The 20,311-nt window shown below is 60.6% G+C and carries 19 protein-coding genes; 14 read left to right on the forward strand and 5 right to left on the reverse strand.

Going from position 1 to position 20,311, the window contains the following annotated elements; translation table 11 throughout:
• Positions 1-202 precede the first annotated feature (202 nt).
• Positions 203-1,486 (reverse strand): MFS transporter, encoded by a 1,284-nt coding sequence (locus QF050_RS15155; protein WP_308931160.1) that lies wholly within the window; start codon positions 1,484-1,486, stop codon positions 203-205.
• A gap of 485 nt (positions 1,487-1,971) precedes the next feature.
• Here QF050_RS15155 and QF050_RS15160 point away from each other — a divergent pair, with 485 nt between their 5' ends.
• From QF050_RS15160 to QF050_RS15215, 12 genes are all read left to right on the forward strand, one after another.
• Positions 1,972-3,465 (forward strand): aldehyde dehydrogenase, encoded by a 1,494-nt coding sequence (locus QF050_RS15160; RefSeq protein WP_374121532.1) that lies wholly within the window; start codon positions 1,972-1,974, stop codon positions 3,463-3,465.
• Between the two features lie 44 nt (positions 3,466-3,509).
• Positions 3,510-3,857 (forward strand): RidA family protein, encoded by a 348-nt coding sequence (locus tag QF050_RS15165; RefSeq protein WP_308931161.1) that lies wholly within the window; start codon positions 3,510-3,512, stop codon positions 3,855-3,857.
• A 3-nt stretch (positions 3,858-3,860) separates the two neighbouring features.
• Positions 3,861-4,895 (forward strand): PDR/VanB family oxidoreductase, encoded by a 1,035-nt coding sequence (locus QF050_RS15170; protein ID WP_308931162.1) that lies wholly within the window; start codon positions 3,861-3,863, stop codon positions 4,893-4,895.
• Between the two features lie 27 nt (positions 4,896-4,922).
• Complete coding sequence (locus QF050_RS15175; protein WP_308931163.1) at positions 4,923-5,918, forward strand: VOC family protein; 996 nt, start codon at positions 4,923-4,925, stop codon at positions 5,916-5,918.
• A gap of 91 nt (positions 5,919-6,009) precedes the next feature.
• Positions 6,010-6,717 carry an alpha/beta hydrolase gene (locus QF050_RS15180; protein WP_308931164.1) on the forward strand — a complete coding sequence of 236 codons (708 nt, stop codon included), beginning with the start codon at positions 6,010-6,012 and terminating at the stop codon, positions 6,715-6,717.
• Entirely contained in the window at positions 6,714-7,457 is a 744-nt protein-coding gene (locus QF050_RS15185; RefSeq protein ID WP_141941025.1) for an SDR family oxidoreductase, read from the forward strand. The genes QF050_RS15180 and QF050_RS15185 overlap by 4 nt, the downstream gene beginning before the upstream one ends.
• An 87-nt stretch (positions 7,458-7,544) precedes the next feature.
• Positions 7,545-8,333, forward strand: coding sequence for an SDR family oxidoreductase (locus tag QF050_RS15190; RefSeq protein ID WP_308931165.1), 789 nt, complete (start codon positions 7,545-7,547; stop codon positions 8,331-8,333).
• Between the two features lie 88 nt (positions 8,334-8,421).
• Entirely contained in the window at positions 8,422-10,068 is a 1,647-nt protein-coding gene (locus tag QF050_RS15195) for a thiamine pyrophosphate-binding protein (RefSeq protein WP_308931166.1), read from the forward strand.
• 111 nt (positions 10,069-10,179) lie between these two features.
• Positions 10,180-10,707, forward strand: a complete 528-nt coding sequence (locus QF050_RS15200; RefSeq protein ID WP_308931167.1) for an alpha/beta hydrolase — start codon at positions 10,180-10,182, stop codon at positions 10,705-10,707.
• Complete coding sequence (locus QF050_RS15205; protein ID WP_308931168.1) at positions 10,700-10,918, forward strand: recombinase-like helix-turn-helix domain-containing protein; 219 nt, start codon at positions 10,700-10,702, stop codon at positions 10,916-10,918. Before QF050_RS15200 ends, QF050_RS15205 begins: the two co-directional genes overlap by 8 nt.
• 3 nt (positions 10,919-10,921) lie before the next feature.
• The gene (locus QF050_RS15210) at positions 10,922-12,010 is read left to right on the forward strand and encodes a Rieske 2Fe-2S domain-containing protein (RefSeq protein WP_308931169.1); all 1,089 of its coding nucleotides are present in this window, start codon (positions 10,922-10,924) and stop codon (positions 12,008-12,010) included.
• Between the two features lie 517 nt (positions 12,011-12,527).
• Positions 12,528-13,328, forward strand: a complete 801-nt coding sequence (locus tag QF050_RS15215; RefSeq protein WP_308931170.1) for an aspartate dehydrogenase domain-containing protein — start codon at positions 12,528-12,530, stop codon at positions 13,326-13,328.
• A gap of 229 nt (positions 13,329-13,557) precedes the next feature.
• Here QF050_RS15215 and QF050_RS15220 read toward each other — a convergent pair whose 3' ends face one another.
• Positions 13,558-14,103 carry a MarR family transcriptional regulator gene (locus QF050_RS15220; RefSeq protein ID WP_308931171.1) on the reverse strand — a complete coding sequence of 182 codons (546 nt, stop codon included), beginning with the start codon at positions 14,101-14,103 and terminating at the stop codon, positions 13,558-13,560.
• A 200-nt stretch (positions 14,104-14,303) separates the two neighbouring features.
• Between QF050_RS15220 and QF050_RS15225 the strand changes: the two genes are divergently transcribed.
• Together QF050_RS15225 and QF050_RS15230 are read left to right on the forward strand one after the other, a co-directional pair.
• Entirely contained in the window at positions 14,304-14,822 is a 519-nt protein-coding gene (locus tag QF050_RS15225; protein WP_308931172.1) for a cupin domain-containing protein, read from the forward strand.
• Between the two features lie 492 nt (positions 14,823-15,314).
• On the forward strand, positions 15,315-15,689 hold the full coding sequence (locus QF050_RS15230; RefSeq protein WP_308931173.1) for an iron-sulfur cluster assembly protein: 375 nt from the start codon (positions 15,315-15,317) through the stop codon (positions 15,687-15,689).
• Between the two features lie 425 nt (positions 15,690-16,114).
• Here the strand turns inward: QF050_RS15230 and QF050_RS15235 are convergent, their stop codons facing one another.
• From QF050_RS15235 to QF050_RS15245, 3 genes are all read right to left on the reverse strand, one after another.
• Positions 16,115-16,483 (reverse strand): Fic family protein, encoded by a 369-nt coding sequence (locus tag QF050_RS15235; RefSeq protein ID WP_308931174.1) that lies wholly within the window; start codon positions 16,481-16,483, stop codon positions 16,115-16,117.
• Complete coding sequence (locus tag QF050_RS15240) at positions 16,480-16,680, reverse strand: ribbon-helix-helix protein, CopG family (protein WP_308931175.1); 201 nt, start codon at positions 16,678-16,680, stop codon at positions 16,480-16,482. The genes QF050_RS15235 and QF050_RS15240 overlap by 4 nt, the downstream gene beginning before the upstream one ends.
• A gap of 2,726 nt (positions 16,681-19,406) precedes the next feature.
• The gene (locus QF050_RS15245) at positions 19,407-20,243 is read right to left on the reverse strand and encodes an IclR family transcriptional regulator (RefSeq protein WP_308931176.1); all 837 of its coding nucleotides are present in this window, start codon (positions 20,241-20,243) and stop codon (positions 19,407-19,409) included.
• Between the last annotated feature and the right edge of the window lie 68 nt (positions 20,244-20,311).

A 20,311-nucleotide genomic window follows, 5' to 3' on the forward strand; every position in this document is an offset into this window, starting at 1 on the left:
GGGATGGCGCGAGAATAGTCGCGACAGTTGGCAAATACTCGCCTCTGCTAATCCGCGTCTGATCGGACGGACTTCTTCCTTGCCTAGAAGAAACTTGGAAGCCTTCCACTGGGCGGCACGAGAAATGAAGTTTCAACCCATGTATAGACCCGCACGACCCCTTCGGGTCATTGTCGAAGGGGCAGTGCGGAACCGGGCCTACTTAGGTCCGCGGCGGCGCGGTGAGGGGTGATTTCGCCAGGTGTGGTGACATCGGAATCCGCGTTTTGGCTGCTGTGATCCGTCCTAGCATGAGCACCAACACCAGAGCGATGATCACGGGCACGCACACTGCGAGAACGATGATGCTGGTATCGACGCCGAGTCCGATGAGGACGCCGCCGAAGATCGGGCCGACAACCGATCCGAGTCGGCCCAGTGAAGCCGCCCACCCGATGCCGGCGGTGACCGTTGCTTGGGGGTACAGCGTCACGGCGACCGCCGCCTGGCCGATCATGCCGGCCTGAAGCCCGAGTCCGACGCCACCGAAGACCAGCAGCAGCAGCGCTTTGTCCGGGCCGAGGAATGCAGAGGTGACAAGGAAGACGATCGCTACCGCCGAGGTTCCAGCCAGGACGGACGTCATCCGGAATCGACGAGATCCGAGGATTAGTACGCAAGCACCGATGATGCTTCCTATGCCCAGCGCCGCCGACCCCAGCGGCGCGAGACCGGTACTGAAGCCGTAGCTGGTAAGCAGCGTAGGCAACCACGACGAGAACACGTAGAACACGGAAAAGATGAGGAACGAAAAAGCCCACAGGAGGAGGGTTCTGCTCCGCACGGAAGGATCGAACAGGCGTGCAACCGACGCATGGTGCTTGGCCTCGGCGGCGTCCATGAGCGCATTCGATACGCGGTTATCGGACAGTCCGAACCACAGAAACGGCAGAAGTACAGTAGAAGAAACAGCTCCAATAATGAACACCCATTGCCAGCCGAACGCGGCCACGATACCGCTCCCGGCCAGCCCAGCGATGAGAGCCCCGAGCGAGATGCCCGTCATTACGGCTACCGCGATTGATTGACGCCAACGACGGGGATTGACTGCCGTCGCATGTGAGACAGCGGCGGGCAACACGGCACCCAGTCCCAGGCCGGTCACGAAACGGAGGATCGTCAGCTCCATAATCGAACCGGACCATGCTGTCAGCAACGAACCCAGGGTGAACACCACGACCGCCGAGACAATGACGTTTCTAGTGCCCAACTTGGCCACGAGTCGCCCCACGGCCAGATACCCCAGAGCGACCCCAGCACTGGTCAGTGCGAGGGCAGCAGTAAACTCCGAGGCTTGAACACCCCAGTCCTTGGCGATCGCCGGTATGGACAAGCCCAACGCTACCGTGTCGTATCCATCGAGCACTACAGCGGCGCAGGCGAGACAAAGCACCCACCAGTTGGGTTTGGCGGCGTCCTGCTTTTGGGGGTCGCTCATTGTGTCCATTGGACATCCTTAAGGTTGTGATGGCTTCGAGTACAGCCTCGAAGCGGGGGCATGCCATCCGCCCTTGGACGGTTCTCGGGTCCAGGCCGTAGACGAGGCCCAGGCGTGGGCGCCGGCTGCTAGGTCATGGCGGTTTCTCCGTTCACGCACGACACGTGCTCTCTTCCAGTCAACCCGGCCACCATGGGCGGGAAGCTGGCGAGGTGCTCAGGTGTGGTGAAGATCATGGCACTGTGTTAGTTCTATCTCCTTAGCCCTTAAAGATCAAGACCCCACTGCCTTGACACAAAGTATCTTAGTACTGTTATATCTTGGACATGACCTAGTTCACATTCCGGTCGCTTCCGGAATAACGGGGACAGCCGCGAACCAAGTCGGCGGCAACCTGAGTGACTAAAAAGATTGGTGGACCAAGGATGACAAGGCAGAACAGCGCAGGCGTCGTGGAACGGCCTTCCGGAGCATATTCCGAAAGGTTTATCCCCTTGCGCAGCTTTGATCCCGGCATGGACACGCTGGATGAAATCTATGTCGGCGGGGTCTGGGCCCGGGGCGCGGGCGCACTGATCGAATCTGTCAATCCTGCAACTTCTGAGGTCTTCGCGACGCTCCACGGCGCCACCGTTGACGATGTTGACGTCGCGGTCTCGGCCGGTCTGGCGGCCGTCGAAGAGTCCGGATGGGCGCGTAAGCTGCCGCACGAACGTGCCGCTGTTTTACACAGGATCGGATCGGCTATCGAAGCCGATGCTGACCGCATCGCTGTTCTTCAAACCCAGGACACCGGCAAAACGCTCAAGGAGACCCGGGCGTTGGCCATGAGCGCCGCGGCCACGTTCCGTTTCACCGCAGCAGCCCTTGAGACCATGGAGGATGCGCTGACCCCGCCACGGGGTGACTACCTGAGCATCTCCACCTATGAACACATCGGTGTTGTGGCTGCCATTACGCCGTGGAATTCCCCTATTGCCAGTGACGCGCAAAAGGTTGCACCGGCCCTTGCCGCCGGCAACGCCGTCATCATCAAACCGCCGGTCTGGGCACCCTGGGTGTCACTGCTGCTGGCAAGGATCTGTGACGAGGCTGGGCTGCCGTCGGGCTTGCTTTCAGTGCTTCCGGGCCCGGGAAGGACGGTCGGGGACGCTTTGGTACGGCACAGGGATGTGGGCAAGGTTTCCTTCACCGGCGGCACCTCGACCGGGCGGCAGCTGGGCCGCATCGCAGCCGAGAAAATCATGCCAATCACGCTGGAACTGGGCGGAAAATCACCAACCATCGTTTTTTCGGACGCCGACATTGAGCAAGCCGTTGCCGGGGTGCTTTACGGAATCTTTTCCTCCAGCGGTCAGAGCTGCATTGCCGGCTCGCGGGTATTCATCCAGCGGGCCATCTATGACACCGTGCTGGCACGCATAATCAAAGGAGCCAAAGCCCTGCGGGTGGGGCCAGGAACCGACCCGGGCACACAGGTGGCACCTCTTGTTGCCCACGCCCACAGGGACTCCGTTGAAAAAATGGTTGAAGATGCGCGGGCCGCCGGAGCACAAATCCTGTGCGGGGGCGCACGGCCCGCGGAGCCGGAGCTGCAGCAGGGCGCATACTACCTGCCCACCATCATTGCCGGCGTGGCCAACTCCGACCTGATTTGCCAGGAGGAGATCTTCGGTCCCGTGGCTGTGGTTCTTCCCTTTGACGATGAAACAGACCTGCTGGCCCAGGCTAACGACAGTGTGTTTGGTCTGGCCTGCGGCATCTGGACAGCGGACTATCGGCGTGCCTGGCGCATTGCGCGGGCGGTTGCTGCGGGCACCGTCTGGATCAACACGTACAAGCAATTCAGCATCGCCACCCCCTTCAGCGGAATCAAAGAAAGCGGTCTCGGCACCGAAAAAGGCCGGGACGGTATCCGCTCCTACATGCGCCAAAAGAGCATATACGTCGATCTTTCCGGCGCACCCTTGCCTTGGGCCGGCGCATGAAATCCGCAGCATATTCCAATCCATCCCCCACGAAAGGCAAGTCAGTGAGTGCTCACCCCTACAGTCCGGCGTACCAGGCCGGGGGTTTCGGCTTCGTGTCCGGGGCGTTGTCCGTTGATGAAAACTACGTCCCCGTCAGTGGCCGAACAGAGGCCATCGAGGCCGCTACAACCAGGCTCTCGGAACGGTTGGCGACCATCGGCATGTCGATGCAGGACATCGTCAAGACCACTTACTTCGTCACGGACCTGACCCTGCGCGAAGAGGCCAACAGCCACTATGAGCAGCTCTTCACCGCACCCCGGCCGGCCAGGACCTTCGTTGAAGTTTCTGCGCTGCCCTACGGTGCCACGGTGGAAATTGAAGCCATTGCCCACCGGGGCCAGGAGTGAACCATGACTACCGTCACTTTGAACACACGGGGACCGGAAAACTCACCCCGGCAGAATCCCGCCACCGGCCAGGTAGCAACCGGGGACCCCACGGCACGGACCCTGAGGGTCCAGCAAAAAAAGTTTGAATCAGACGGGGTAACCAGCGTTACCTTCGCTGACCCCTCCGGAGCACCTCTGCCCCAATGGCAGCCCGGTGCCCACCTGAGCCTTCACCTGCCCAACGGGCTCATACGCGAGTACTCGCTCTGCTCCGATCCACTGGATTCGACCAGCTGGACAGTAGCCGTGCTCCGGGCCCCCGACTCACGCGGCGGCAGCCAACACGTCCATGACGGCCTACCGGTGGGCGCGCTCATCACGGTAGAAGGCCCGCGTAATAACTTCGCGCTCGAAGACGCAGGACGCTACGTCCTGGTAGCCGGCGGAATCGGCATCACCCCGATCATCTCCATGGCGCGCAAACTCCATGCAGCAGGCGCGGAGTGGTCACTGCTCTACACCGGCCGGTCCCGCTCCAGCATGGCCTTTCTTCCCGAGATCGACACCCTGCACCAGGACCGGATCACCATCCACGCCGACGACGAAGCCAACGGCAGCTACCCTGACCTGGCCGCCGCTGTCGGAACACTGAGCCCGGATGCATTGGTTTACGCCTGCGGTCCGGAACCGCTGCTGAAAGCCGTTGCCGGGGCCATGCAGGACGAAGCGCAGCTTCGAATCGAGCGGTTCAAGGCACCGGAAAAAGTTGCTGTCCCGGTGGAGAGCGAATCAGCATTTGACGTGGTATGCAACAGCACCGGCCAACGCATCCCCGTCGGGGCTGACGTATCCGTGCTTGATGCCCTCAACAACGCAGGCATCGACGTTCCCAGCTCCTGCGCTGAAGGAATCTGCGGTACCTGCGAAACACGCGTCATCAGCGGCGACGTGGAGCACCGTGACTTTCTCCTCACCCAGGCCGAGCAGGCCGCAAACAAATCCATGTTCGTATGCGTCTCGCGTTGCCGTTCGGCCGAACTGATTCTTGATCTCTAAACCATCGAAAAGTAAGAAGGTAGCCCCATGAATTTCTTCGCAGCAGAGCCTGTCTGTAAATTGCGAGCCCTTCGCTCGGTGTCCTTGAAGGTACCGGAAACGGCACGTGCCAAGGATTTTTACCACGAGGTCTGGGGCCTTTCTACCGTCGAGGAGGACAGCGACCGCTTCTGGCTCCGCGGAACCGGCTCCGAGCACCACATTCTAAAGCTGGAAAAGGGCCAGCAGAACGCGCTTGGGGGCGTCGCCTTCGCTCTCGCCACGCCCCAGGAGGTGGACCAGGCAGCCCTTAAGCTCGCTGCTCTGGGTATTCCCCTCTTCCGTGAACCCGGACCCCTGGACGACGCTGCCGGCGGATACGGCCTGCAGTTGGTTGACCCCGAGGGAAGGCTCGTAGAGCTGTCCGCTGACGTTCACGCGGTCGTCAGTCAGGAGCCATCCGGGCGCCGGGCAATCCCTCGAAAAATTGCCCACGTCGTGCTGAATACGATCGACATTGACCGGGCTACCGCCTTCTACACGCAGGTCCTGGGCATGCGGGTCTCGGACTGGTCCGAGCACCAGATGTCCTTCCTGCGGTGCAATTCTGAGCACCATGTCATCGCCTTCAACCAGGCCCCGTGGACAGCAGTCAACCACGTGGCCTACGAAATGCAGAGCATCGACCACTTCATGCGCGGTATCGGGTCCCTCAAAATCCACGGTATCGCCCCCCAGTGGGGACCGGGACGCCACGGTCCCGGGGATAACACCTTCTCCTACTTCACCGACCCTGCAGGCCTGGTTTGCGAGTACACCTCGGAAGTTGCGCAGGTTGATGAGGACAGCTGGCTGTGCCGTACATGGAAGCGGACCCCGGAACTTTCGGACCAGTGGGGAACCGCCGGGCCGCCGACGGTCAACGTTCGCACTGCCATGGCCGGAATCCCCGATGACGGTTACCGCTCCCGCGTCGTCCCGGGCAGCGCGGACTACTTCACTGTTCCGTCGGCAGATGCGGTAAGTCATGCAGCTGCCCACTGAGGCAGCTCCCGCCACCGGAAGCTTGGGCAGCCGTATTTCCCTCCACGGCGTATCCCTGGTCGTCCGTGGTGAAGGAGCGCCTGTTTTCCTGATGCACGGCATCGGGGGTAACGCCTCATCCTGCGGGGCGCTGGCACAGCTTCTCAGTGAGGCCGGCTACCGTACGTTCTGCTGGGATGCCCCAGGGTACGGGGAGTCCGCGGATCCACCGGGTCCGGTCGACTATCCCGGGCTCGTCCGGCAGATTTTGGCTTCCCTCGCCCTTGGTCCCGCACACCTGATTGGGACCTCGTGGGGAGGAGTTATCGCCACCAAAGCGGCAGCGCAGGAACCGGGTGCTGTCCGCTCCCTGGTGCTGGCGGACAGCACCCGGGGCTCGGCCGTTACCGGTGAGTCGGTGGAACGGATGCTGGCTCGCGTCCCGGAATTGGCTGAACTGGGGCCAGAAGCGTTTGCCGACCGGCGCGCGTCCAGGCTGGTCTCGCCGGCAGCGGACGCTGCGAAAGCCGCGGCCGTCAGGTCCGGGATGGCCGAGGTCCGGTTGCCCGGTTACACAGCGGCAGCGGCCATGATGGCAGCTACCGACACATCGAATGTGCTGTCGTCCCTGCAGGTACCATCACTGGTTTTGGTCGGCGAAGACGATGTAGTCACCGGTGTGGCTGAATCCCGGATTCTCGCCAAATCCATAACAGACGCTTCTTTCAAGATCATTCCCCGTGCAGGCCATGCCGCAGTGCAGGAGAAGCCGGCAGAGATGGCGTCGTCGATTCTCGAGTTTTGGAAGAGGCTTTCATGACACGGCTGATCGTAGTAACCGGCTCTGGACGTGGTCTGGGATTCAGTATCGCTGAACGGCTGGCAGCCGGAGGTGACCGCATTGTCATCGCTGAGAAAAACGCTGAACTCGCGGAAGGTGCAGCAGATAGGCTGCGCGAACGCGGGTTTGATGCCACGGCAATCATCACCGATATCGCGGATAAGGACTCCGTTGCGGCTTTGGCCGATGCCGTCCGGGAACTAGGCGGGGCAGATGGCTTGGTCAACAATGCAGCTCTTGCCGACGGCGTTGGCGGGGACACCTTCTGGGACCTTGAAGAGGACTTCTTCCAGCGGGTCATGACGGTGAACACCTTCGGTACCTGGCTGGTGAGCAAGCACCTCTATCCGCAGCTGGCCCAAAAGCAGACGAGCGCCATCGTTAATGTCGCTTCCGACGCCGCGCTGTACGGTTCGCCGCGGCTGGTCCACTATGTCAGCTCCAAAGGCGCGGTCCTGGCAATGACCCGGACCATGGCCCGGGATGCGGGAGCAGCCGGGGTCCGTGTAAATGCCGTTTCCCCGGGCCTTACCAGAGTCGAGGCAACCGAGTCCGTACCGGCTTCCCGCTACCGGCTCTACGAAGAGACAAGGGTATTGGAAAGGGACCAGGTGCCCGAGGATGTCTCGAGCGTCGTCCAGTTCCTGCTCTCGGACGCGGCCGCGTTCATCACCGGTCAGAACATCATCGTTGACGGCGGCTTTGTCATGGGGCACTGAGTCAGCTAACACCACCCACGACATCCCCCATTCCCGAAAAATACCCCAGGACGCCGGGTTCCGGCTGATGATCAAGGAGACCACCAGATGGATCTGCAATTAAAGGACCGCACCGTCGTTGTGACGGGAGCGAGTTCCGGCGTCGGCCTGGCTACCGCCCGTTACCTGCTTGCAGAAGGCGCAAAGGTAGCTGCCTGCGCCCGTGATGCCGGGCGCCTCGCGGCAGCTTTCGATCAGTTTGCGTGGGCTGACAAAAACTCCATCTACCTGGCCACCTGCGACGTGACCGACCGCAAAGCCACCGACGCGTTCGTTGCGGCGACCTTGGAAAGCTTCGGGGCTGTTGACGGGCTGGTGTGCAACGCCGGCCGCTCGCTCATGGCTACCTTGGATGAGACGTCCGACGAGCAGTTCCGCGAAGAATTCGACCTCAAGATTTTCGGGGTGTTGAACATCGTACGCTCGGCGCGGGCTGCCCTGGCCGCGTCGCCGCACGGCTCAGTGGTCAACGTCAATGCGATCCTGTCCCGCCAACCTGAGCTGCGCCTGGCCGCTACTTCAGCCGCGCGCGCCGGGTTGTTGAACCTGAGCCACTCATTGGCTGAAGATCTCGCCGCGGACGGTACCAGGGTCAACTCGGTGCTGCTTGGACTGGTCGATACCGGCCAGTGGCGCCGGCGATTCGAGCAGTCAGGCAGCGGCCTGGACTTCACGGAGTGGACCGCCGAGATCACCAAGGACCGGGGGGTAAAGCTGGGCCGCTTCGGCACAGCCGAAGAAGTCGCCTTCCACATTCTTACCCTTCTGTCCCCGCTAAGCGGCTACACCACAGGAGCCACGATCGACGTCGGCGGCGGCGTTGGCCGCTATGTGTAAGGCACCTGCCATCGGGCTCACGCTCAACGGCATACCCGGCCCTGATCTACGAAAGAGATATGACATGTCCATGGAACAAGGAACGAAAATGCCCCAAAACCCAACCGGCGGTGACATCCTCGTCCGGGTAATGCGCAGGCACGGCATTGACACCGCGTTCGGGGTGATCAGTATCCACAACCTTCCCCTCATCGAGGCCGTGGACCGGGAACTGAACTTCGTCGCCGTCCGCCACGAAGCCGCGGCAGTAAACGCGGCGGACGCCTACGCGCGCGCTTCGGGCAAGTTCGGCGTCGCCCTCACCAGCACCGGAACAGGCGCCGGCAACGCTGCCGGGTCCATGGTGGAGGCGCTGACCGCAGGCAGCCGCGTGCTGCACATCACCGGCCAAATCGACAGTGAATTCCTCGGAAGCAACCGCGGAGTGATCCACGAGGTCCCACGACAGCTGCAGATGCTTCACGCCGTATCGGGCTACGCACGGACCATCTTCAACGCCAAAGATGCCGAAGCAGATTTGGAAGAAGCCATTTCGCACCTGATGACCGCCCCCCATACACCGGCCAGCCTGGAATGGCCCATCGACCTGCAGTACCTGGCCCTGCCCGAGGAACAGCGCCCGGTGGACTCCCCCAGCCAGCCTGAAACCTCCATCGACGAGGAATCTGTGGCCAAGGCCGTTGAACTCCTCTCCCAGGCCAAGATGCCCCTCATCTGGGCAGGCGGGGGAGCCGCCGGTGCCGGTACAGCCCTGACTGAGCTGCTGCACCGCCTCGGCGCCGGGTTGCTGACCAGCAATTCCGGCAGAGGCGTTGTGCCTGAAGATGATGACCAGGTGATCGGCAACTTCGCTACCACCCCCGAGGCCGCGGCGCTCCTGGCGGACGCGGACGTGCTGCTCAGTGTTGGAACACACTTCCGTTCAAATGAAACAAAGCACTACTCCATGGCCCTGCCCGGCACGCACATCCAGCTAGACATCGATCCTGCAGCCATCGGCCGGGTCTACCCGGCCGATGTCGGGCTGGAAGGTGATTCCCGGGTCCTGCTCGAGCAGATCATCGCAAAACTTCCCGCCCCCGGCGTCGAGGCTGGCTGGACCGAGCGGGTACGCGCGACCCGGTGCAACGTCAGGGCAGCCCTGACCGAATACATCGGCGGGTACGCCGAAATCTGCGAAAGCCTTCGTCGGCGGCTTGATCGCGAATCAGTAATCGCCCGCGACGTAACCATCCCCTCCAGCCAATGGGGCAACCGCCTGCTCGAAATCTACTCGCGGGAAACCAACATCTTCCCGCTCGGCGGTGGCATCGGCCAGGGACTTGCGATGGGCATCGGCGCCGCCTGCGCCCGGCCTGGGATCCCTACCGTCGTGATTGTCGGTGACGGCGGACTGGCGGTCCACCTCGGTGAGCTCGCCTCACTTGGAGGCTCGGGCGCCTGGTGTGTAGTGCTGGTCTTCAACGACAGCGGCTACGGAGTCCTCCGGAACATGCAAAAGGCTAACGGCTTCGCCCAAGCTGGCGTGGATCTTTACACTCCGGACTTTGACCTGCTGGCCCAATCACTGCGCCTGCCGTTCTGGCGGGTCCGCGGCTCCGGACAATTTGATCAGGCACTGGCAGAAGCGTTGGCAGTCCGGGGACCGGCCGTCATCGAAATCGACGTCACAGCCCTGGACCCTGCGCCGGGACCGTTCGTGCCGCCGGTGCATATCCCCAGCCGGAACCACTAGAGGGACGAGGAAAAAATGGCACTGACAGAACCACTGACTTTGGACAGCCCACCACCGGACACAGGGCAAGTCCGGCACCGTGTCGTCTGCCTTCACAACGGCACCGGAGCCATGGAATGGTACAGCCGGCAGGTCGCTGCCTACGATGCACAAACCTGGGAAAACTTCGACGGCGCCTTTCTCGGTGCCACCGTCACCGAAGACCAGCTTGAACAGTGGGTCTCAGGTGCTGCGGCAGCAGTCCAGGACGGCGGGGTCACTCCCGTGCACCTGGTGGCCTCCGGACGGGCCGCCTACGCCACCATCGTGCTCGCCGGCCGTTATCCCGAGCTGGTCAAGAGCCTGATTCTTGCAGACCCGGAGGTGGACACCTCCATCGAGGGCTATGCACATTCGCTCCGGCTCGTTCAGGCACCATCGCTGGTCATCGCCGCGGTGCCGCAGGCATACACCGACATTGCCGAGCCGCAAAGCATTGCCGGAGGAATCGACAACGGCGTCTTCGTCATCATCGAAAACACCGCCGTCCCCGCACACCGAACACGGGCCGACTCTTTCAACGAGTGGGCCACATCATTCATGAACATCGCCGAAGGCCTACACACCTTCGCCGAACCAGAGGAGGACTTCCGTGCCTGAACAGTACCTAGAACCGAATCAGGCCCTCACCAGGCCCGCAACTCCCTACGAGAAGAAACTTGCCGGGGCACTGAGCGAGGTCTTCGGCGGCGGCACAAAAGATTTGCCAGGGGTGGTTACAGGTCTGAACAGTCTTGGTCTCAATGCTCCGGATGGCAAACCGTGGGACGAAGCCCGTTTCCGCGCCGAAATGCGACGACTGGGAGAATAAGAAATGACAACTACAACGCAAACCGTTCGTCCGACCACCTGGAAGAGCAAGACGAAAAACGTGGTCGGCGTCCGCCACGAAGTCGATGCCAAAGAACTGGCAGCCATGGGGCTGCGGGACCGCTGGTACCCCATCTATCCCTCCCGCTTCGTCGGCGTTGGGGACATGGTCAAGGTTAGGCGCCTGGGCGTGGACTGGCTGCTGTTCCGCGACGCCACCGGACGCATCCGGATGCTCGAGGACCGCTGCCCCCACCGCAGTGCCCCCCTCTCCGTTGGTCAGCACCTCGGAGACCGTGTCGCCTGCAAATATCACGGAGTCCAGGTCGATGGAGACGGTATGGTAGTGTCCGTTCCCGGCATGCCCGGATGTGCCCTCGAGGGCCGAACGGTCACCACGTCGCTGGCAGTTGCTGAAGCAGCCGATACCATTTTCGCGTTCATGCCCCTGACAGCCGACTCTGAGGTAACGGAGTTCAAGCTGCCGGACCGCTTAGCCAATCCAGAGGTTTCCTGGTTCGCGAACTACGCGGAGTGGAAGGGGCCCTGGCGCTTCTACATGGACAACGTCCTGGATCCGATGCACGGTGCGTTCCTCCACCGCGACTCACATTCCATGTTCGGTGGAGACACCAGCGCCCGCTTCCGAATCCGCGAAACTGACCGAGGCTTCTTCTTTGAGAAGACGGACCAGCGCGGCGTGAACTTTGACTGGGTCGAATACTGCCGCGAGGCCATGGACTACGTCGATTTGGAAATCCCGTATGCCGAATCCGCAGGACCCGGCGGGACTTTCGGCATCGTCGGTATGGCCACTCCCATTGATGCAAACAACTCGGCCATTTTCCACTGGCGCACCCGCACCGTATCGGACTGGGAGCGCGACGTCTGGCGGTTCATGTACAAGACGACCCTTGAAGAAAAGCACTGGGCAGTCCTGGAACAGGACCGCGAAGTCCTCGAAGCACTTGCCGCCGATGCTGACAAAGACGAACACCTCTACCAGCACGACCTCGGCGTCGCGCGGATCAGGCGCGTCTACGAAGCCGACGCAGAAAAGCAGGCTGCCATCCTCAGGGGTGAAGGGCTGTAATCCACGACTCCCCGCTGCGGAAGTGATTCCTATGTTCAGTGGCGAGAAACCTTCGGCCGGATCAAATGAACTTGCCGAAGCCTGCCGGCATCTGCGATAAGGCGCTGGTCTGCAACGCCAGAGCGGGAACCTTCGGGCGACTTTCCGTGCCCCACCTGGTGAACGATAGCTGGCTCGTCGCAGATAGGCCAACGGTGGAAATCGAAACACAAAGGCGTTATCCGGGCTGCCCATCCGCGGGATCGTCGGCAGGTGCATTGATATACCGGGTGGTGGACATCACTATTCCAGTTCTAATCCTCCGAAAGTCGGACTGTCATCAGCAATCCGACTTTCGGAGGGAAACGAAACTTCCTCCCCAAGGGCGGAACAGCGCGTGCAATCGTCGGTAATTCCTAGTGGTATTCGGCTGGGCACAAGCGCCATCGAGTGTGACGGGAACTCTTTTCTCGCTGCGCTTCGTGAACCCGTCTGCCACGAGAGGAAGCAATTACTCAATCAAGACTCGAAGGAAAATATGAAGTCAGCACACACCCGGCGGGTCGGAGTAATCGGCTACGGCGCCATCGGAGTACCGGTCGTTGCTGGGATTGCTTCGGGACACGTCGCAGGGGCTGCCCTGGAAGGTATCATTTCCCGCAGCCTGCTCACTAATGTTCCGGTGAAGCAGTTGGACCTGGCGGAGGCGCTGGAATGCTGCGATTTACTGATCGAATGTGCAGGACAGGAAGCACTCGTCGAGCACGCTGAAGATGTGCTGCGTGCAGGTGTTGACCTGCTCGTGACCTCTATTGGCGCCTTGGCAGATAGAGAATTCGCAAAGCAGCTCCACGCCGCCCGACCAGGCCGACTCTTCCTGACATCCGGCGCAATCGGCGGTCTTGACCTTTTGTCCTCCGGCGCCCGGGCGGAAGGCTATGACAAAGTCACGATTACGACGACGAAGCTGCCAGACTCCCTTGTCCAGCCCTGGATGAACGAGGCTTTGCTTGAGAAGATACGCAATGCTCGTGGGCCACTGGACGTTTATGAGGGATCGGCCGCTGATGCCGCTCTGTTGTTCCCTAAGTCCCTAAACGCTGGCGCAGCCGTTGCCATCGCCGTGAACAACTGGGACGCTGTGACCGTCCGTGTGCGGGCAGACCCGGCAGCGGAACTGACCAGCCACGTCATTGAAGCCTCTGGAGACCTGGGAGAATACCGATTCGAAATCCGCAACAAGCCCTCTGAGGACAATCCCAGGACGAGCGGCATAGTGCCGTTCGCCGTACTACGATCCCTGGAATCCATTATCGGTAGCCGCGGCGGACTGATATGAGTGCACTCCTCGAGCCACAGAGCGTCGCAAGGACCACAAGGACCTGTTCGATACATCCGGGGGTCCTTCCTTCCGGTCAGGAGTGTGCCAGGAACCCCGCAGGGTAAGAGCCAGTTACGCCGTGCGCCCTTGAACACTGTTCTTCGCGATGCTGTTCCCCTAGATCAGACCGGGTAGCCGGGAACGCCACCTACACAACCCAGGAATCGCGCGAAGAAGATGGAAGGTTTCAGGAGCCTTGGCCAACCGCTTCCGCCGCCTTGACATCAAACTCGACCACAGATGCCTCTGCCTTCTTGAGCAGCGCTGCGAGTTGTTCGAGCTCCGATTCTGTCAGACCGCTCAACATCTGACGCTGCTTGTCCAAATGCCTTCCAAATGCCTCATCAATGACAGTCTTGCCATGAGCGGTCAACTGGGCGTAGACAACGCGGCGGTCTTCGCGCGTCCGAACTCTCTCGATGAGGTTCTGCTCCTCCATCCTGTCCAACCGGAAAGTAATACCACCGGTCGTGAGCATGGAGGAGGTCGCCAGTTCCCCGGCAGTCTTCCGGTGCGGTGGGCCAGAGCGGCGCAAGTTGGCCAAGACGTCGAAGGACGCAAGTGTCAGTCCATATTCCTCAAAGTAGGAACTCTCGACCGCACGGACCTGACTCGCCAACCGCATGAGCCGTCCCAGGATACCAATGGAGCTCGCATCCAGGTCCGGCCGCTCGCGCAGCCAATCCGCCAGAATGAGATCAATAGCGTCAGCTTCAGTTGTGTCTTCGGGCATGGCTCTGTCCTTTAGATGTCGTCAGTGCATCTTAGCACTGAGATTTTCTCGTATCAATTAACTCAATTTAGTTCCACTCAGGGTCTTGTTACTTGAATGGATACCCCTTAGTGTTGAGATAGTTAGAGCTGAGGCACCCGCTCCTTAGCTTTGCTAGCAATTTCTTGGTTTACATCGCCACAGTTCGAGAGGGTTTAACAATGAGCGAAACCGTAAGTGCACCGACAACAGATCTTGAAGAGCTCATCGATTCGTCTATCGCATCGCGTGAGAGCCGGGTCGTCGACTTTGACACTCTGAAGTTCCAAACGAAAATGGGGGATAAATTCCGGCGTGGCCAGGTCCGTTACATCGGTTCCGGAGCTACCGGAGACCACTCAGACGATAACAACATCCTCCAGGCCGAACACTTCACGTTCTCCAACATGGTTCTGCCGGCCGGGTGCGTAGGTCCGGAACATACGCACCCCGACGTTGAAGAGGTGTTCTTTGTCCTTGAGGGCCAGGTGGAGGTCAGCATCCACGATGTCGAGGACGGCACCAAGAAGGCCAGTCGTGTTTTAGGCTACCGCGACCTGATTCGTGTTCCTGCCGGTGTGCCCCGGAGCCTTCGCACTGTCAGCGGTGAAGATGCCCTCATTTGCGTGATCATCGGTGCAAAAAAGCCGGAGATTCCCTTCTACCCCCCGACCTCCGAGATGCACGGAGTTACTCGCTAGAGATGTGATACGAGAAGCGCGGGTACCAGCACAAGAGTTGATGCCCGCACTTCTTACTCCAGCTCCCAGTGAAACCATCGGCCAAGCCCTTTCCCAGCGCCAAGCGGTACAACCGCGGGTGCGCAATTGGCGCCTAGCGAAGGATGCGGGGAGCCAGTGACCGTCGCAGCGGAGATCCCTCAAGTCGTACGCAAGGACGGGCAAGCACATAAATCTGCAGGGCACATCACTGGTGATTCTTTTGTCAAACATGGCCTCTGACCGGCTTACCTCAGGCCTCACAACAAGGTGACCACCCTTCGGCGACCGTTCGATGCTCGGAACATACAACGGAGGCAGCAATCATGAAACTCTTTTTCAGCATCCTGAATGCGCTGCTCAACGTCCCCGGAGGATCCAGCCGCCGGGATCACGATCGCGGGGCTCTTCCTCGCAATGCAGGGTTTCCGGCCGGCACCATCTCATCATCTTCCTGGGAGGGATGGTGGCATCATGAGTCGGATTGAAACATCCGAAAAGGAAGCTGGCCTGCTAACAGCAGAGGACCTCGACAACAGGTCATTGTGGGACGTGGAACGGGCCCTAACTGACGTTTTTGACCCGGACCTCGGCGCCAACATCGTTGACCTTGGCCTGCTCTATAAATTGGAGTTTGGGAACGATCGCGCTGTCGTGATTTCCTTGATGCTTCCTTCACCGACTGCAACCTACCCCTTGAACACGTTCATCGAGGAGCACGTCGCGACTGTACTACAGGGAATATGTGGCACCTGGCGCTTGAAATGGATTGGAATACCATCCTGGGGGCCAGACCGTATCACCGAAAAGGGGCGCCAGCAGATGCGGTGCTTTGGTTCCAAACCTTGAGCGGTGACATTCACACTTCCGGACCCTTTTCCTTTGGTTTTCGACCGAACGGGGCCCATTGCCGCTGGGTTGTGCTGCCCGACCAACCGGATAATTTGCGCCAAGCCAACGACGCAGGAGAACGTCAGGCTGGCAGTGGCTGGTGCTTCCCTATTCACATGTCAGACTGAAACCATCGCCGACCTGACAGCAGGCCGGCGCCCAGGGAACGTCAACAGCAGGTCCGATTCCCCTTTTTCTGTCAGCGGCTCGTGAATTCGCGTGTCCAAACCTGACGCCCTGCGACACGGCAATGGCGGCGGGACATAAATACCGCTCCGCCGGCACGTTGCCCGGGCGAGCGATCTGCCTTCAAGTTTTCCCATTGCCATACCAGGAAGGTTCCCGCCCGTCCTTTTTTTCCCATGGTCCTGCTGCAGCGAGTGTTATCGCGGCAGCAGGTGCCGTGAGATCGACTCAGCCGCGGTCCTGAGATCAACGGAACCAGCTGCAACCCCGACAACGAGGTCGAATCCCTCATTTGTAGCGAAATCATGCCTGTATCCGTTAATCCACAACAACAAAACCACGAGCGTCCACGCCGTACGCTTGTTGCCATCAACCAGGGGATGAAAGCGCGCCACCGACTCCAGCAACGCGGCACCCTTCAACGCCAACCCCGGGTACGCCTCGGAGCCCATGACCGTTGTCGCGGGCCGTGCCAACGCCGATGCCAGCAGGCCGACGTCCCGAATGTGGAAGCCGTACCGGTCAACAACCTGAAGCGCGTCCTCAATATCCAGATACGCGGTCACGCGTCCTCGAGGCGCGTCAGCAATTCTGCGTCATGACTTATGACGAAATCCAATCCCGCGCTGATTTCACGGCGACGTGCGTGGCGCTGCAAAATCAGCTCAGCTCCCTGGAGCAGGAGGGCAGACTTGGACGTGTGTTCCTCGGCAGCGAGCTGCTCCAGCCGGCGATCGAGTTCTTCGGGTACACGCAGATTCATTGCCATACCTAATGGTACCAAGATGGTACTAGCCGTGGATGAACGATCCCTCCGGCCCGAAAGCCATTCCTCCCAGCGTCTCGGGGGCCTACCACCGCGGGCACCCCTCCAATAAAGCAGACATAAGTGTGGATATTGTCCACACCCTCGTTGGCAGGACAAACAGGCCACCCGCCAGCTCTGATGCAGGCAGGGAGGCAGCAAGCAAGAAGGGTCCGCATAAAAATCGGCTAGGTCATGTTGTCCCTGCTCCCCAGGACCCTGAATAGGTGTTGGACAACCACGCCCAACCAGACAGGACCGAAACGAGGAAGCACTCAGTCCCCATGACAGCAGGCGGAAGGCCCACCAGCCAGGGACTTGAACCCGCCACCCACACACCTGAACAGGCCCCCTCGGCAGCCAGGCTAAAGCCCGCCACCCCGCTCGTCAAATGACGCGAACGCAAGCTTTGTCACACGTCAAAGCAAAATCGCCCCTGACGAGGGAATACGTCGTACCCGAGGTGGGACTCGAACTGTCTTCCCGGCCTTGAAAACACTGGGAGCCCGCGGAAACATGCGGAATACGAAGCAGTCCGACGGCTGTACCAGCCACTCTGAGGCTGAAAGTGTGGACATTGTCCACACCCCATTTGCCCCCGGTATGGGTCACACACGCGAAGCCGGCGTGGCCGCCCCGGTATGCCTAAGGGATTAAGTGGCTGGTGCCACAACGTCGTCCAACACTGACCTGTCGAAGAAACGGATCTCGCCCGTTGCCTCGAAGAACACCGGAACTACTGATGTACTCAAGTCTTTGGACGTTTCGTAGATTTCAGCCGCACTCCCGTGCTTCCTGGCAATTGTTCCAACCAGCTCGGTACCGCGAACCCGAACAGTGCGATATTTGTGGCTCATCGTGACCCCTTCGTCGGATAGCGCACGCCCTACCCCTTGGAAGTCCCGCTTCGGCAGGTCGCCCGCCCCTATGGCGCCAACACCACTGTTGGGGCGGCCTCGGATCACTTCTCCCTAAACGCAGCGGAAGCATCGAGCTGCACTCGAGTCCCTGCAGACACTGGGAATCCGCGAAAACGTGATCCGAGCCGATCCGATCCGAGACCAGTCGAAGCAGATCCAACGCTAAAAGCATCGACAGCGACCGCATCTTCCGCCGCAGTGGCTCCTGACGTCAAGGCGCTGAGGCCGTGAACGGCCACCGCCGTAAGGGAAGCCGTCGCGCGAACCATATCATCAAATTCTGCCTCTGCCGGAGCAGGAATACCTGCCGCGGTAATGGGCAGGCGGGACATCTACGAGGGTATCCACCCATGCATCCGCTTGCTCAAGTTAACGGGCGCCGATCACCGCGGGCACCGCCCCGAGCCGATTAGAGGTCAAACAACCCTCGTCCCGAAGCATGTTCGAACTCTGTGGCCGGCGGCGCCATAGCATGGGCTGGAAGAACGAAAGAGGCGCCCTGCGAACCGGATCATTGCTGATGCCCGAAGTCATGCCGCTTCGTTCCTTCGCTTCGATAGACAAGTGGAAGTTCTATCGCTGCTTGTCATTCTGATATGCCCCATGATCGCTGGGCGGGTCCTCCGCGCAACCCGGGCGCTACCGCGCCGACCCCGAACAGAAAACTTCTGTTCCCACATCGTCGATGCAGTTCTCGGATGAAGTTTTCGCCCCGGCGCCGGTCCCCCAAGTTGCACTCCGGCCCCTCAACCCAGCGGGTGGTCCCTTACGAGAACGACGCACTGAACCAACAACCGCAGAAAACACAACAACGCGAAGGTGAAGGGAACTAAGGGATCATGGAAAAGCTCACGATCGAAACACCACTGGGATGACTGCGTTACGTCGCCGGAACCTGAATTTTTGAACCTGGATCGCGTGCCGCTCTGGAGGTTCCTGCATCTAATGCATGTCTCCATAGCTCAAGGGTTGCAGTAAGCGGCGCCATTCCGGGTTTCGTCCCGAGGATGCTGGTGGATCCGGACGTTGGGCTGTTTGGGACGAAATCACCAACTCGCGCCCGTTGCCATCGTCGCCGAGACCTTCGCTACTCGCCTACGACCATCGACTATGCCATCGATTCGGCCGCTGCTTCGTAATCACACTCCATTCGGTGACTTGCGCCCTGCCACGGCGGCAGGAGCAGACAGAAAATGCGAGAGTGAACCGGCCAACAGACTGGCCGCAGCCCGACATACCGACAGGTTTTCGGGCTGCTCGGTCAGGCGCGCCCGATTTCTCCGGGCTGCGGAGGGACATCACTCCAACCGCCCGCTGGGAATGGGTGCGCGGTGGATCAGTGCCACCAAGCCCCCAACCCGCAACCGGCGCGTCGAGATCGGTATCTCGAAGCTTCGATCCGGACGGCGACGGCCTTGTTTGCCCGGTTACGAAGCCCGAGCGTCCGTCGAGAAAGTAGGCGGCGGCTTGCACCACGTCCTCTGGGCTGCCCATACGCCTTACGAGGGTGCCCTCGATGATGGCCTTGGTTCGAGGTTCACAGCCGGGTTGGCTTTGCTGAATAGCTCTGTCGAAATTGCCCGGGACCGATCGCGTTGGCGGCCATCTTGCCTGCAGCGCTCGGCGATGACGGCGCCGACGCGCAATGAACCTCCCGTCACCAGACCACGTCGAGGCGCTTGCAATTGTTCGCTGAATAAGCGGTTCGTATCGGGTTAGCGGGGTGGTCAGCTGCCCTGGGAAGAGAGCGGCAGCGCTGGGCGCTCAGGTGCCTGGCAAGCGGACTTGACCGGCAAGGGTTCTCGCAGGTGGATTCCGAGCATGCACATCGGCTCCAAGGTGGCGGCTGATGTCGCTGGAGGTTCTGAGTAGCTCGTCTTTGAGTTCATCGAGAAGCGCTTGCTTTGTGAAGCGGCTGCTCGCAACGGCAATATTGACTCCCGCGACTACCCGTCCATCGGCGTCGACGATGGGTGCGGCGATGGATCGCAGTCCTGCGGCCACTTCCTCGTCTTGTATGGCGAAGCCTTGCTCGCGGATTCCACCCATCTGGGCCTCGAACTCCGCAAGGGAACGGACCGCATTGGGGCCACCCCCCTCACTGAAGGATCTTTCGTTCAGAAGCTCCTGGCGTCTATCGGGCTCGAGCTGAGACAGCAACACTTTGCCGATGGAAGTTGAGGTTGCAGGCAGCGAAGAACCTGCTTCCAAATGCGCTGTGACAAGGTCATTGTTCCGGATCCGGATCAGATACAAGATCCGGTCCCCGGTCAGAATGCCAAGGTTGACTGTTTCGCCGACTCTGCGTGAGAGGTCCTTCAGCGGTCCTTCCGCCACGCCGACGAGTCCGGACGCGCGCAGGCTTGCGAAACCAAGTTGGAGCACTCCCACAGCCGGGAAGTAGCGCCCGTCCTTGTCTTTCTCCAGATAACCTTCGTGTTCGAGGGTCGAGACAACGCGGAACAGCGTTGCTGTCGGTATCTGAACCATTTCGACCAAGTCGGTCAACCGCTGTGGCCTGCCGGTGTCAGCGAGAATGCGCAACACACGCAGCCCACGTGCCAGCGCTTCCACTTGATATTTAGCCGTTGCCTCCGGCATCGATTCGCCTCCATCTCCTTTCTCCCTCACCGCCGGGGACAGGGCCGGACGTGGAGGAAACCATACAA

Source organism: Arthrobacter sp. SLBN-112 (assembly GCF_030944625.1).
Classification (GTDB): domain Bacteria; phylum Actinomycetota; class Actinomycetes; order Actinomycetales; family Micrococcaceae; genus Arthrobacter.